11 protein-coding genes are annotated in these 13,501 nt (G+C 34.7%); 7 read left to right on the top strand and 4 right to left on the bottom strand.

The window, feature by feature from the left end:
- Positions 1-39: 39 nt before the first annotated feature.
- Positions 40-1,398, bottom strand: a complete 1,359-nt coding sequence (locus AC1Q5Z_RS05025) for an NAD-dependent succinate-semialdehyde dehydrogenase (RefSeq protein WP_343587758.1) — start codon at positions 1,396-1,398, stop codon at positions 40-42.
- A 109-nt stretch (positions 1,399-1,507) separates the two neighbouring features.
- Positions 1,508-2,596: an NADH:flavin oxidoreductase gene (locus tag AC1Q5Z_RS05020; RefSeq protein ID WP_492443975.1), complete on the bottom strand. Its 1,089-nt coding sequence runs from the start codon at positions 2,594-2,596 to the stop codon at positions 1,508-1,510.
- A gap of 210 nt (positions 2,597-2,806) precedes the next feature.
- Between AC1Q5Z_RS05020 and AC1Q5Z_RS05015 the strand changes: the two genes are divergently transcribed.
- The 7 genes from AC1Q5Z_RS05015 to AC1Q5Z_RS04985 all read left to right on the top strand — a co-directional run bounded on the left by AC1Q5Z_RS05015 (position 2,807) and on the right by AC1Q5Z_RS04985 (position 11,152).
- Positions 2,807-3,172 carry a DsrE family protein gene (locus AC1Q5Z_RS05015; protein ID WP_286968480.1) on the top strand — a complete coding sequence of 122 codons (366 nt, stop codon included), beginning with the start codon at positions 2,807-2,809 and terminating at the stop codon, positions 3,170-3,172.
- Between the two features lie 153 nt (positions 3,173-3,325).
- Positions 3,326-3,793 (top strand): nucleoside deaminase, encoded by a 468-nt coding sequence (locus AC1Q5Z_RS05010; protein WP_492443974.1) that lies wholly within the window; start codon positions 3,326-3,328, stop codon positions 3,791-3,793.
- Between the two features lie 4 nt (positions 3,794-3,797).
- Positions 3,798-4,679 carry a helix-turn-helix domain-containing protein gene (locus tag AC1Q5Z_RS05005; protein WP_198855831.1) on the top strand — a complete coding sequence of 294 codons (882 nt, stop codon included), beginning with the start codon at positions 3,798-3,800 and terminating at the stop codon, positions 4,677-4,679.
- Positions 4,680-4,868: 189 nt separating this feature from the next.
- Entirely contained in the window at positions 4,869-5,258 is a 390-nt protein-coding gene (locus AC1Q5Z_RS05000; protein ID WP_492443973.1) for a hypothetical protein, read from the top strand.
- 158 nt (positions 5,259-5,416) lie between these two features.
- Positions 5,417-6,499 carry an efflux RND transporter periplasmic adaptor subunit gene (locus AC1Q5Z_RS04995; RefSeq protein ID WP_492443972.1) on the top strand — a complete coding sequence of 361 codons (1,083 nt, stop codon included), beginning with the start codon at positions 5,417-5,419 and terminating at the stop codon, positions 6,497-6,499.
- A gap of 20 nt (positions 6,500-6,519) precedes the next feature.
- Positions 6,520-9,726: an efflux RND transporter permease subunit gene (locus AC1Q5Z_RS04990; protein WP_492443971.1), complete on the top strand. Its 3,207-nt coding sequence runs from the start codon at positions 6,520-6,522 to the stop codon at positions 9,724-9,726.
- Positions 9,716-11,152, top strand: a complete 1,437-nt coding sequence (locus tag AC1Q5Z_RS04985) for a TolC family protein (protein ID WP_492443970.1) — start codon at positions 9,716-9,718, stop codon at positions 11,150-11,152. The genes AC1Q5Z_RS04990 and AC1Q5Z_RS04985 overlap by 11 nt, the downstream gene beginning before the upstream one ends.
- 198 nt (positions 11,153-11,350) lie before the next feature.
- Here the strand turns inward: AC1Q5Z_RS04985 and AC1Q5Z_RS04980 are convergent, their stop codons facing one another.
- Together AC1Q5Z_RS04980 and AC1Q5Z_RS04975 are read right to left on the bottom strand one after the other, a co-directional pair.
- Positions 11,351-11,860: a hypothetical protein gene (locus AC1Q5Z_RS04980; protein WP_343587774.1), complete on the bottom strand. Its 510-nt coding sequence runs from the start codon at positions 11,858-11,860 to the stop codon at positions 11,351-11,353.
- A 27-nt stretch (positions 11,861-11,887) separates the two neighbouring features.
- Positions 11,888-13,180, bottom strand: coding sequence for a DUF3108 domain-containing protein (locus tag AC1Q5Z_RS04975; RefSeq protein WP_492443969.1), 1,293 nt, complete (start codon positions 13,178-13,180; stop codon positions 11,888-11,890).
- Positions 13,181-13,501 lie beyond the last annotated feature (321 nt).

The following is a 13,501-nucleotide window of genomic DNA, read 5'->3' as shown; positions in this document are numbered from 1 at the left end:
CACCTTTCTTTCGCTTTTACTATTTTATCTCTTTAAAGCTTAATATTTATTAATGTAAACTGTTTTCTTGTTTACAAATTCTTGAATGCCATCTTGCGAAAGTTCACGTCCATAACCTGAATTTTTAGTTCCCCCAAAAGGCAATCTCTGATCACTTTTTACCAATTCATTTACAAATACCGCCCCTTCGTCAAACTTTGGAATTAATCGGAATGCTTTCTCAAAATCTTCTGTAAAAATTGTGACGCCAAGTCCGAAAGCACTGCTGTTTGAAAGTGCAACAGCTTCTTTTTCTTCTTTGAAAGTCGTAATTCCAATCAACGGACCAAAAACTTCCTCTTTAAAAATCAACATATCTGTCGTAACCTTTCCAACAACAGTAGGCTCGAAATAAGCTTGATTTCTTTTACCGCCAAGCAAAACTTCTCCTCCTTTATTTAATGCATCTTGAAGTTGTTTTTCTAATTCTTCAGCAAGGTCAACACGCGCCATAGTGCCTATTGTTGTTTCTTCACTCAAAGGATCTCCCGAACGAAGTTTACTGACTTCTTCTATAAAAGCTTTTGTAAACTCTGTTGCAATAGAAGATTCTACAAGCAAACGTTTTCCTGCAATACAGCTTTGCCCTGCATTCTGAAAACGTGCTTGAACGCAAGTTTTAACAGTTTTCTGCAAGTTGCAATCTGCAAAAACGACCAAAGCATTACTTCCTCCTAGTTCTAAAACTGTTTTTTTAATTTCATTTCCAGCATTAGCTGCCACCGCTCTTCCTGCTGCTTCACTTCCTGTAAGTGTAACTGCTTTAACTTTAGGGTTTCTAATGATTTCTTCTACCATTTTACTTCCAATCGGCAGATTCGTAAAACATCCCGCAGGAAAGCCGGCTCTTTCGAATATTTTTTCAATACTGATGGCGCTTTTCATGACATTGCTAGCATGTTTTAAAATCGCAACATTACCTGCCATTAAGGCTGGAACTGCAAAACGCATAACTTGCCAGAACGGATAATTCCAGGGCATAATAGCCAAAACAATGCCTATTGGTTCGTAGCTTACATAACTCTTATATGCTTCGGTTTCTATTATTTTATCAGCAAGCATTTTGGGAGCGTTCTCTGCATAATAATCGCATAAAGCAGCACATTTTTCTACTTCTGCTATTGACTGAGTGATCGGTTTTCCCATTTCTTGAGTGATAACCTCGCCATACGCTCGGGAATTTTTTTTAAGTTCCTGACCAACGGCTTTCATTAAAACTGCACGTTCAGAAAAGGGAATTTCTTTCCAAATCTTATATTGAGCGTCTGCTTTATCAATTGCATTTTCAACGTCTTTTTTATCGAATTCGGCAACCTCATGTACAATCTCTTGGTTATAAGGGTTTATAGACTTAATCATAATTGTATTTTTTTAAAAACGATATAAAAGGTACAATTTATTTTAATTTTTAGATTGTGTAAAGTCTATTATTTTTTGAATAAGTCTTTTTTCTAAAACACAAATAGCTTTACAATGATCCTGCTTTTACAAAAGTCTGCCAGCCGCGCATGGTTTCAATAAAACGTTCGCTCAATCCTCCTTGCCTTAAATAATCTGCCATTACAGGCAATTGCGGACTGTCGTACATTGGATTTGCTTGTACCTGAAGCGGAAAATCTCTCTGAAGAATCGCTGCACGGGCAATAAGTACAAAATCGCAGCCTTCATCTAAAAGTTCTCCTGCACGCTGTGCACTCATAATTTTTCCGGCTGCACCTAGACGAACTCCTTTGCGGGGAATTTCAGTAAAAACACTCAACATGGTTTTTCCTTTAAAAGTTCCTTCACGAACTATTTGAGCTGAATCCCACAAAGCGAGATCTAAATAATCAATTAATTCGCGATCAAAAATATCGGCCGTTACTTCTCGCAATTCTTCCAAAAGCAGTCCGTAACGTTCAATCGACAATCGCCAGCCAATCTGAAAGTCAGGTCCACAAGCTTTGCGAATTCCTTCGATTACTTCTATGGTAAAGCGGGCTCGGTTTTCTAAGCTTCCACCATACTTATCTGTACGATCGTTTAAATTTGGAGACATAAACTCAGAGAGAATCCATCCGAAAGCTCCATGAACTGAGATTCCGTCAAAACCTGCTATTTGCGCTCTTTTTGCCGCAGCGATAAAACTGTCACGAATCCGTTCTACTTCTTCGGTCGTTATTGCCTTAATTCCTTCTATCGTTTTGCTCGACGCTGGAGCTGGTATTCCGCCAATTGAAGGTTTTGCACGATGTCCGGCATGATGCAATTGCACCGCCGACAATGCGCCACCGTCACGAATCGCCGACGCCATTTTGGTCAATCCAGACAAATGATTATCGCTATGAATTCCTAATTGTCGCTCAAAAGCGATACCATCTGCTTCTACCGTAGAAGCACTGGTTTGAATTAATCCGTAACCGCCTTGCGCAAGCTGTTCCATCCAATATTGATCGTACTCAGATGCAGTGCCATCATATTCACTTTGCTGGCTGGTTAAAGGGGCTAACATAAAACGGTTTCTCATTGCTGGACCGTGCAGCAATGTAAGTGGTTTAAATAAATCAGAAACAGGCATATTGTTTATTTTTTTAAGTTCTACTTATTATTATCGAATGCAAAGTTGTCGAGATAATCATTTGAGATAAATGGATGATTTTTACTTTATAATGGACATTTTGAATTGAGATATAACAAGATGAAAATTCTCCATCATAAAGTAAATTTCCTCCATTCTCTAGCGGATAATGCTGTCAGATCTTTGCCTTGTTCATAAAAACAATTCAAAATGAAAAAAACAGCTATTATTATTCTTTCTGATCCAAAAGCGGGTTCAGAAGAAGCTTTAGGACGTGTATTCAATGCTTTAGCATCGGCTTATGAATTCAAACACGAAGGTCAAGATGTGAAAATTATTTTTCAAGGTACTGGTATAAGATGGCCAGAACAACTTGAAAAACCTGAGCATCCCGTTAATGCTCTTTATAAAGAAGTAAAAGATCATGTTCACGGACTTTCTAAAGGATGCGTTGCAGTATTTGGTACTGAAGTGTCTGGCTATGAATTGCTAAACGACAATGAAGTTCCTGGAACTCCTGGTCTTCCAAGTTTTGTAAATCTTAAAAAAGAAGGTTACGAAATTTTGATTTTCTAAACTAAAAACTGCCCTCGAAAATAAAAAAGAGGGCAGTTTTTACATCATCTAAAAATTAGATGGAATACAAAAGAACGCTTAAAATTGTTCCTTTTTTGAGTAATTTAGCGTAGTATGAATACTCCATAAAATCAACATTTAAGTCATAAAGTTATGCAAGAAGATTTTCAATATTACATGAATCAATGTTTGGATCTAGCCAAGAGTGCTTTAAAAGCTGGAAATCCGCCTGTTGGCGCGTTGATTGTATTGGATGGAAAAATAATTGGAACGGGCATAGAATCTGGAAAATCAACTGGAGATATAACCAATCATGCGGAAATATTAGCTGTTAGAGATGCTTTAAAAAACGGATATTCAGATAACCTCCATTTGGCTCGTATGTATACTACTCATGAACCCTGCATTATGTGTTCGTACATGATTCGCCATCATAAAATTGCTGCAATAATTTATGGCACATCTGTTCCTTATGTCGGGGGTTTTACTTCCCAGTTTAATATTCTTTCTACAGAAGATGTTCCAAAATGGGGAAATAAACCGCAAATAATTGGCGATGTGTGTATTGAAGAATGCAACAAACTCAATACGCAATTTTTAGAGCTAATAAACAAACACTAAAAACATGCTATCTCAATCTGTATATACTCTAGTTAATCAGCAAAACGGAAACTTATCATTCAAAGTGTTTGAGTTTGACAACAGCAGTTATTTTGATCATATTCAGCGAAATAATTATTTTACTATAATCATAATTACATCTGGAGAAGGATTAGCAAAAGTTGATCTTAGCGAATATTCGTTTCAAGAAAACACTTTATTTGCGTTTTATCCCTATCAGCCTTTTATGCTTGCTTCAGAAAAACCGCTGACTGGCATTTCTATTCAGTTTCATCATGATTTTTTCTGCATTTACAAACATCATAAAGAAATTGCATCAAACGGAATTTTATTTAATAATGTGTATCAGCAGCCTTTTATCTTTTTGGATCAAAATAATAAACAGACGCTTCTTAATATTGTCAAAGAAATTGTTAACGAACTAAAAATGGAAGCTTTAAGAAAGGATGAAGTTTTGGTTTCTTATTTAAAAATATTTCTGGTTTTTGCTACTCGAATAAAACTAGAACAACAATCTATAAAAGAAGTAAACATTACTGATAAACAGCTTTTTATTGTTCAGAATTTACGAAATGCGATTGAAGATAATTTTAGAACAAAACATTCTGCAAGCGAATATGCAGATATGCTGCATGTAACGCCGGTTGTTTTAGCGCGTGCTGCAAAAAATCATTTCAATATGACTCTTTCAGATTTAATAACCGAAAGGATTATTGTTGAAGCAAAAAGAGAACTGTATCTAACCAACAAAACTGTCAAAGAGATTGCCTACGAATTGGGCTATGATGATGAATATTATTTCAGCAGAGTATTTAAAGGCAAAACCGATATATCTCCACAATTATACAGAGATACTATTGGTTTTAACAGAGGGACATTATCATAAAATAGTATAAAAAAACAAAGTTATTATTTCGACAAAATATACTATCACTAAATTTTGAATCAAAAATTCCCCAAAAAATAATAAGATTCTAAATTAGCAGTACTGTTTAATATCAATACCATATTTCCGCCAATTTATAGAATCCCGTCGTTGTTTTTATGGCATCGTTTGTTTAAATTTGTGACTCTTATGAAAAATTGGTGCACTAAATTTTTACTTTCAATTGTCATTCTCTTAAATGGATATGGCAATGTTTATGCACACAATAACATTGTTTTATATAAAAAGTTTTCGTTCTGTACGCTTACAGATCATACTCAAAGTGAATCCAAATTAAATCGAGGACGTTCATTTGAATCTTTTAAAAGAAAAATATGTCTTTTCGATAATGAAGAAAACGAGGACAATTTTTCGGCTACTCAAAAACAGGTTGTAAAAAACAACTACTTTTTAATTTTTCATAGCAGTAATTCTTTTGTCGTTTCTGCGACTGCTTTTACTCAAAAAGTAAATGACTGCAAAATTTTCAGTTTACTTGACAATAAAGTATATCTGTTATTTCAGGTTTTTAGAATTTGATTTTTCACGCTATTGCTAGCCAATAGCCAATCACTTTATAGTTTTATCCTCTGTGTTCTTTAGTTAGATAATAGACGGATATGAACTTCTATGGTCTATTCCCAAAGGCCTTTTTATCTAAAATCAAAAATAAATTACGTTTTAATGCTGAAATAATTATGAAGAGAATTTTCATGATCATGACTTTATGCGCCTTAGTTTTTGCGGGCTGCAATTCTAAAAAAGAAGAAGAAAAAGAAGAAAAGACCAAATTTCTGGTTACAAATCCAATTGAAAAAGATACTACCATTACGAAAGATTATGTATCGCAAATACATTCTATTCAACATATTGAGATAAGAGCTCAAGAGCGCGGTTATCTTGAAAAAATATATGTAGACGAAGGACAAATGGTAAAAAAAGGTCAGCTGCTATTTAAAATCATGCCTGCTCTTTATGAAGCCGAATTAAAAAAATCAAAAGCTGAAGTAAGTTTCAGTTCAATTGAATATCAAAACGCTAAAAAGTTAGCTGATGAAAAGGTAGTTTCTCCAAATGAACTGGCAATGGCAAAAGCTAAATTAGAAAAAGCAAATGCTGAAATGGCTTTAAGCAAAGTTCATCTTCAGTTTACAGAAATCAGAGCGCCTTTTGACGGAATCATTGACAAGTTTCACGTACGTCAGGGAAGTTTAGTTGATGAAGGAGAATTGCTTACAGAATTGGCAGACAATAGCTCAATGTGGGTGTATTATAATGTTCCAGAATCTGAATATTTAGATTATCAGGAAAAGACAGGAAAAAGCGGTAAAATGAAAGTTAATCTTTTAATGGCTAACAACAAAAAATTCCAATATCCTGGAGTTGTAGAAACCATTGAAGCCGATTTTGACAATGAAACCGGAAACATTCCATTTAGAGCCACTTTTCCTAATCCAAAAAGATTATTAAGACACGGAGAAACAGGAAGCATTCAAATGCCTATTGAACTTAAAAATGCTATGCTAATACCTCAAAAAGCGACATTTGAAGTTTTAGACAAAAAATATGTGTATGTAATTGATAAAAATAATGCTGTAAAATCTAGAGAGGTTGTTATTGCTGCCGAAATGCCTCACCTATTTGTAATAAAGGAAGGTTTGTCTCTTAATGATAAAATACTTTTAGAAGGACTTCGTCTTGTAAAAGAAAATCAAAAAATAGACTACGAAGTAGTAAAACCGCAATCGGTTATGTCCAATTTAGAGCTGTATGCAGAATAACCGAATCTAAAAAAGAAGAAATGTTTAATAAATTTATACATAGACCCGTTTTTGCAATTATAATTTCGATTATAATTGTCTTTATAGGTACGCTGTCCATCAAACAGCTTCCTATATCGCAATTTCCACAAATTGCGCCCACAACCGTAAATATCTTTATCGCTTATCCAGGTGCAAGTGCCGATGTACTGGTAAAATCTACCTTAATTACCTTAGAGAATTCGCTTAATGGTACACAAGGCGTTCGTTATATGGCTACAGATGCAACGAGTGCCGGAGAAGCAACACTTAGAATAATTTTTGAACCAGGAACCGATCCTAATGAAGCTGTAATTAGAGTTAAAACAAGGGTAGATCAGGTAATGCCATTATTACCTGAACTGGTTCAGCGTGAAGGAGTCGTTATTACTCCTATTCAACCGAGTATGTTGATGTATGTCAACCTTTACTCGAAGAGCAAAAGCATGGATGAGAAGTTTCTCTACAACTATGCCGATGTAAAAATGATTCCAGAAATTAGCCGTGTTAAAGGTGTTGCGAGAACTCAGATTCTTGGAAGCCGTAAATACGCCATGCGCGTTTGGTTGAATCCTGATAGAATGAGAGCTTATAAAATTTCTGTTGAAGAAGTTATGCAAGCACTTCAAGAACAAAGTATTATTGGTCGTCCTGGGCGATTAGGACAAAGTTCTGGTATTGCTGCACAATCTTTAGAATATGTATTGACGTATAAAGGAAGATACGATGAGCCTAAACAATATGAAAATGTAATTGTGCGTGCCAATTCTGAAGGTGAAAGCATTCGCTTAAAAGACATTGCAAAAGTTGAATTAGGAAGCGAATTCTTTGATATTTACTCGAATCTAGACGGTCATCCTTCTGCTGCAATTGTATTAAAACAAAACTACGGCAGTAACGCGAGTGACGTAATTAATGACGTTAAAGCAAAGCTGGAAGAAATGAAAGCAAGTTTTCCTCCAGGAATGGATTATAAAATTAGTTATGACGTTTCTCAATTCTTAGATGCTTCTATCGATCAAGTTGTTCATACTTTGAGAGATGCCTTCATTTTGGTTGCTTTGGTTGTATTTATATTTTTAGGAGATTGGCGTTCTACTTTAATTCCAATTATTGCCGTTCCAGTATCTTTAATTGGCGCTTTCTTTGTAATTCAGCTGTTTGGAATGTCAATCAACTTGGTTACTCTCTTTTCATTGGTATTAGCAATCGGAATTGTAGTCGATAACGCTATTGTCGTCGTTGAGGCCGTCCATGCCAAATTTGAAGAATTTCCGCATATTACACCTTATCATGCCGTTAAATTAGTATTGGGCGAAATTGGAGGTGCCATTATTGCTATTACAGCTGTTATGGTTTCTGTATTTATTCCTGTTTCGTTTATGTCTGGTCCCGTGGGAACTTTCTACAGACAATTTTCGGTTACGATGTCGAGCTCAATTATCATTTCTGCCATTGTAGCTTTGACCCTTACTCCTGTTCTCTGTGCCATTCTTTTGAAAAACAATCATGGAAAACAGAAAAAAGGAAATATCCTGACAAAATCTCTAGACGCTTTTAACAGATGGTTCGAAAGACTTACAGGCCGTTATGTTGTGGTTTTAAAAACAATTGTAAGCAGAAGAGTTTTAACTTTTGGAATTCTAATTGCTTTCTGTGCTTTTATTTTTATAGAAAATAAAGTACTTCCTTCTGGATTTATTCCGAGTGAAGATCAGGGAACCATTTACGGGATCATTCAAACGCCTCCTGGCGCTACTTTAGAAAGAACCAATCAGGTTGCTCAGAAATTGCAAAAAATCTGTGAAAAAGTCGAAGGCGTTGAATCTGTTTCTTCTTTGGCAGGTTATGAAATCATGACGGAAGGTCGTGGTTCTAATGCTGGAACCTGTTTAATTAACTTAAAATCATGGTCTGACAGAAAGCATTCTGTAACAGAAATCATGGAAGAATTAGAAAAGAAATCTAAAGATCTAGGTGCTGTCGTAGAGTTTTTTGAACCGCCCGCAATTCCAGGATTTGGTTCTTCTGGTGGTTTTTCTATGCGTTTACTAGACAAAACTACCAGCACCAATTATCAGGAATTTGATAAGATCAACAAGCAGTTTATGGCCGAACTAGGAAAACGTAAAGAGCTTTCTGGTTTGTTTACTTTCTTTGCTGCCAATTATCCGCAATACGAACTGGAGATCAATAATGATTTAGCAATGCAAAAAGGCGTTTCTATTGGTAAAGCAATGGAAAACTTAAATATTTTAATTGGAAGTACCTACGAACAAGGTTTTATCAAATTTGGACGTTTCTTTAAATTATATGTACAATCTGACCCAAAATTTAGAAGACTCCCATCAGATGTATTGAATCTCTTTGTAAAAAATGATCATGGAGAAATGGTGCCTTATTCTGCTTTTATGACTCTTAAAAAAACACAGGGACCTAATGAGATCACGCGTTACAACATGTATAATTCTGCTGCTATTCAGGGTCAGCCTGCAAAAGGATACACCACTGCAGATGCCATTAAAGCGGTACAGGAAACCGCTCTTAAAACACTTCCTAAAGGATATGATATTGCATGGGAAGGTCTTTCTTATGATGAAGCTGGAAGAGGCAACGAATCGCTTTATATCTTTTTAGTGGTATTGGCTTTCGTTTACTTCGTATTGGCTGCACAATATGAGAGTTTTATTATTCCGTTGTCTGTAATTTTATCTATCCCTGTTGGAATTTTAGGTTCGTTTGTCATTCTTCAAATGATGGGCTTGCAAAACGATATTTACGCTCAAATCGGATTGATTATGCTGGTCGGATTGCTTGGTAAAAATGCCGTACTGATCGTCGAATTTGCAGTATTAAAACATTCGCAAGGCGCGACAATTCTCGAAGCTGCAATTGAAGGTGCCAAAGTTCGTTTTAGACCAATCTTAATGACATCATTTGCTTTTATTGCTGGTTTGATACCGTTAATTTTTGCTTCTGGAGCAGGCGCAATTGGAAACAGAACTATTGGAGGATCTGCGCTTGGCGGAATGCTTTTCGGAACCATTTTCGGAGTAATCATAGTTCCTGGACTATATTACATTTTTGGTTCATTGGCACAAGGCCGAAAACTAATTAAAGGAGAAGAAGAAAGCTCATTATCTGATGATTTCATGCATCATGTAGATGATTTTTCAACAAACAATCAAACGGAGGAAAATGAAGAATAACAGAAATATAAAATACGCAGGTCTTGCCTGCGTATTACTCTCTATAGCAGGATGTAAAACAACTTCTATTGTAGAAAAAACAGAAAATAAAACGGTACCCGAAAACTATGCTGATAATAGTTTAGACACTCTAAATACCGGAAAAGTAAAATGGAGAAGTTATTTTACAGATGAAAATTTGGAGAATCTGATTGATATTGCATTGAAAAACAATCAGGAATTGAATATTACGCTTCAAGAAATTGAAATTGCTAAAAGCGAAGTAAAAGCACGAAAAGGAGAATACCTGCCATTTGTTGGTTTTAGCGCTGGTGCCGACTTAACCAAATCTGGAAGATACACCAGCACAGGTTCTGGCGAAGCAACAACAGATATTATGCCTGGCAAAGAAACACCTGATCCGCTTCCTAATTATCGTTTTGCACTGACTTCAAGTTGGGAAATAGATATTTGGAACAAACTTCATAATGCAAAAAAAGCCGCTTTAAACCGTTATTTAGGTTCTATTGAAGGAAAGAATTTTGTGATCACCAATTTGATTGCAGAAATAGCCGATTCGTATTATGAACTTTTAGCATTAGATAATCAACTAGAAATCACCAAACAAAACATTGACATTCAAACCAATGCTTTAAAAGTGGTTAAAATACAGAAAGAAGCTGCAAGAGTGAACGAACTGGCTGTACGTAGATTTGAAGCGCAGATTTTGAGTACGCAAAGTCTTCAGTTTGATATTCAGCAGCAAATTACCGAAACGGAGAATAAAATCAATTTCTTATTAGGGCGTTTTCCTCAAAAAATTGCTAGAAGCAGCAATACTTTCAGTACTATTACTCCGTCAGATATTCACGCAGGAGTACCTTCACAGCTTTTAGAGAATCGTCCAGATATTAAAAAAGCAGAAATGGAACTAATTGCTGCAAAATTGGATATTAAAGCTGCTAAAGCAAAATTTTACCCTTCGCTAGGCATTTCTGCAGGGATTGGATATGAAGCTTTTAATACCAAATATTTACTGACTTCTCCAGAATCTTTGTTGTATTCTATAGCAGGCGATTTGGTTGCTCCTCTAATTAATAGAAATGCAATAAAAGCAGAATATCTTACCGCTGGAGCGAAGCAAATTCAGGCTGTATACAATTATGAAAGAACATTGGTAAATGCTTATATTGAAGTTGCCAACCAATTGTCTAAAATTCAAAATACGGCAAAAAGCTACGGCTTGAAGTCGCAGCAAGTTGATGCTTTAAACGAATCTGTTCAGATATCTAACAATTTGTTTAGTTCTGCCAGAGCAGATTATATGGAAGTTTTATTGACTCAAAAAGATGCTTTAGAATCTAAATTTGAACTTATCGAAACCAAAAAACAGCAGATGAACGCCTTTGTTAATGTTTACAGAGCATTAGGAGGTGGCTGGAATTAGTAGTTTTCATTTTTATTTTTTGAAAAGGAGATTGGCTGAAAAGCTAATCTCCTTTTTGTATTTAAAATGCTAAGCTCTTACTTAACTAAACTCAAACAGAGTTAATGTTTGTATTATTTACAAATCATCTACCTCTGATTGTATTTCAAGATAAGACAAATAAAAAAAGCTCATTTAGCAAATAAATGAGCTTTTTCTTCATCTTGTTATTTTGGCGTAAAACCATCTTTCACGAGCGTAACTTATTCCTTTATACAATACTAATCCGAAAATAACATAAAAAGAAACTTTAAAATAAATAGCAAGATACCAAGATCTAGTTTGAAAATTATAGTATTCTAATGGAGCATCTCTCAAGAAAAAATTTCCTGTCAATTTGCTTTTGTAAAGCGGTTGCTTATCAAAATTTTCCTTTAGATATTCGAGCTTCGTTACTCTTAATTGTATTTCTGATTGATTACCTAAAGTTATTCCTTTAACCAGATAGGATAATCCCGTTCCCTCGCCTGTTCCAGTATCTTCAGAAATTTGTTTGATTAATAAAACATCATTTACAGTGTATTTATTTTTATTCCTAAAGCTTTTTAGATTTTCATATTCGTTCAAATAACTATCTGTAATGAGGCTTCCTATTGTTATTACAGTAGATATAATCACATTACAAACAATAAGAAAAGCTAAAAATGCTATCCCTGCTCTTTTTATCATTTTAAATTAGTTTATATAACATTCGGCTTACATTTCTTTTAAATTGGTTTCTATTTTCTCTCCATCTTTACTTATGGTTACACGTTTCTCAATATTAGCTTTGTCTATGTATGACGATCTTGCTGTTCCATAATTAGTTGTAGAACCTGCGTAGCCCCAGTAGTTATAATAATTGGTATATCCTGAGACATAAGAATAGTTGTAAGAGTTATAAAAATCAAAACTAGCCATAACGACATAAGTGCCTGGCATAAGATCTAAAAACTCAAAATGTCCTTCGTCATCATATACTTTGGCTTTTTTTACCGAATAACCAAAATCAGAATGTAGAGGAACTTCTGGCATTTTTTTCTGTTTTCGTATTTTTTTGTTGACTTCTACCCATTCTTCATAATAATCAGAACTTGGAAAAAGTGTAATCTCAGTTCCTTTTGGAGCATATTGCTTTTTAGCTGTATTTACTAAACCTCCTAATTTTTTACCAGAGTTTGCTCTTGCATAAGCTGTTCCAATAATAACACTATTGCCTTTTGAAATCTGCTGAACAACTTGCTCTTTGTTAAATTTACTTTTAATGGGCTGATAATCTAACTCTTCGTTAACTGTAATTTCCCACATGCCTTTACCCATTGACATTTCGCGTTGCCAAAGGCGGTGGTCCTTTTTATCAATTATATAATTATACACAGCACCTGTACTTTCTTCTGAAACAGTAACAAGCCATGTATCATGCTTACCTGTTCTTGGAGAGTAATAGCTAAAACTTTTTACCTCCTTGACACTATAAGGCTCTGTAAGCACTTTTGATTCATCATTATAATAAAACTGAAAAAAACGGGCTTTATAACCTACATCTAATGGCAATGTACCAATCATGTGGTCAGTCCAATTGAAATCTATGAATGGTTCTGTGGTATTCAGTTTTAATTTTTTATCCTTTTTGGTTTTCTTAGAATAATAATTTCCTGTAATGGGGTCAGTAAAATCTAAGTTTAATTTGGTTTCCTTTCTATCGCTAGTATAGCTAATGGGTTTTAACGTTTGAGCATCTGCTACAGAAATATGTGTGGTCGTTTTTCCATTGTCCTTTGGAGTATAGACATTGGACAACGTTAGCTGATTGTTGGCTAAAGTAATATCATATGCTAATGATCCCATCTTTGTCCAGCTTGTATCTTTAACATAATATACTGTGTAAAGAGACTTTTCCTGTTTAATGTATTTGGTATTGATATCCTTGCCTCCGGGAGTTATTGTCTTCTGACAAAATGCAGTAAATGGAAGCAGACTTACTGTTAAAAAAAGTGCATACAATTTCATAGTGGCTAATAATGATTAATGGGGCAAATGTTTTTGTTTGTACTTCAAATGTAGTAAAAATCTTTTTATTTCTTTTTTGCCAGAATTTATCCAAATCCAATGTTTTATTAAAACATTAAAAATCAATAAATTACAACACGTTATAATTTACAATCAATATTTTGCAGGTTTTTGACTTCCAAAAAACATACTATTTGTATACTAAATACGTACACTGGATTTATGTGTACGTAAAAACGTACTTTATTACCCCTTGCCTAAACTATTAATAATCAACTTTACACTTTCGGTTTCAAATACTACTATCTATTTTACTAACTA

Source organism: Flavobacterium sp. GW823-FHT06G12 (assembly GCF_058794775.1).
The sequence above is the reverse complement of the archived record's forward strand: the minus strand, read 5'-3'. Positions and strand labels throughout refer to the sequence as shown.

What these genes read in the sequence shown, in the direction of transcription:
- AC1Q5Z_RS04975 (WP_492443969.1), bottom strand. Translation starts at nt 13,180, where the DNA reads ATGAAATTGTATGCACTTTTTTTAACAGTAAGTCTGCTTCCATTTACT.
- AC1Q5Z_RS04980 (WP_343587774.1), bottom strand. Translation starts at nt 11,860, where the DNA reads ATGATAAAAAGAGCAGGGATAGCATTTTTAGCTTTTCTTATTGTTTGT.
- AC1Q5Z_RS04995 (WP_492443972.1), top strand. Translation starts at nt 5,417, where the DNA reads ATGAAGAGAATTTTCATGATCATGACTTTATGCGCCTTAGTTTTTGCG.
- AC1Q5Z_RS05015 (WP_286968480.1), top strand. Translation starts at nt 2,807, where the DNA reads ATGAAAAAAACAGCTATTATTATTCTTTCTGATCCAAAAGCGGGTTCA.
- AC1Q5Z_RS05005 (WP_198855831.1), top strand. Translation starts at nt 3,798, where the DNA reads ATGCTATCTCAATCTGTATATACTCTAGTTAATCAGCAAAACGGAAAC.
- AC1Q5Z_RS05000 (WP_492443973.1), top strand. Translation starts at nt 4,869, where the DNA reads ATGAAAAATTGGTGCACTAAATTTTTACTTTCAATTGTCATTCTCTTA.
- AC1Q5Z_RS05010 (WP_492443974.1), top strand. Translation starts at nt 3,326, where the DNA reads ATGCAAGAAGATTTTCAATATTACATGAATCAATGTTTGGATCTAGCC.
- AC1Q5Z_RS04990 (WP_492443971.1), top strand. Translation starts at nt 6,520, where the DNA reads ATGTTTAATAAATTTATACATAGACCCGTTTTTGCAATTATAATTTCG.
- AC1Q5Z_RS05020 (WP_492443975.1), bottom strand. Translation starts at nt 2,596, where the DNA reads ATGCCTGTTTCTGATTTATTTAAACCACTTACATTGCTGCACGGTCCA.
- AC1Q5Z_RS04985 (WP_492443970.1), top strand. Translation starts at nt 9,716, where the DNA reads ATGAAGAATAACAGAAATATAAAATACGCAGGTCTTGCCTGCGTATTA.
- AC1Q5Z_RS05025 (WP_343587758.1), bottom strand. Translation starts at nt 1,398, where the DNA reads ATGATTAAGTCTATAAACCCTTATAACCAAGAGATTGTACATGAGGTT.